The sequence below is a fragment of the Psychrobacillus sp. Z3-81 genome (genome assembly GCF_056620325.1).
The window spans coordinates 1-254 of the sequence record NZ_JBWQPU010000085.1 but is presented as its reverse complement, the minus strand read 5'-3'; the positions used below and the strand labels follow the sequence as shown (position 1 = coordinate 254).

The 254-nt window shown below is 52.4% G+C and carries 1 protein-coding gene; it reads right to left on the bottom strand.

The genetic code is table 11. The features are described 5' to 3' along the window. Nucleotides 1–234, bottom strand: a 234-nt coding sequence (locus tag AC1ECF_RS17725; protein WP_480390756.1) for an NADH-quinone oxidoreductase subunit K, incomplete at its 3' end; no start/stop codon positions are given. Between the last annotated feature and the right edge of the window lie 20 nt (nucleotides 235–254).

Genomic DNA, 254 nt, shown 5'->3' with positions numbered 1-254 from the left:
GACGATTGACGTTAATATCAGAGCTTGGGGGAGTGGATCGACATATTGTTCAGCCTGCTCCCCGAGCAGCGGTGGTGCTCCTGTTTTGAGACGTGACATCGTGATCAGCAGTAGATGCACCCCGTGGGTGAGTATGGACATGCCGAGCACAATCCGGAGCAGGCTCCGCGATAAGATTAAAAAGACGGCGACCGCAAACAAAATGCCAACGGCCACACACATCAATATTTCCATATCAACGATCCTCCCCGATC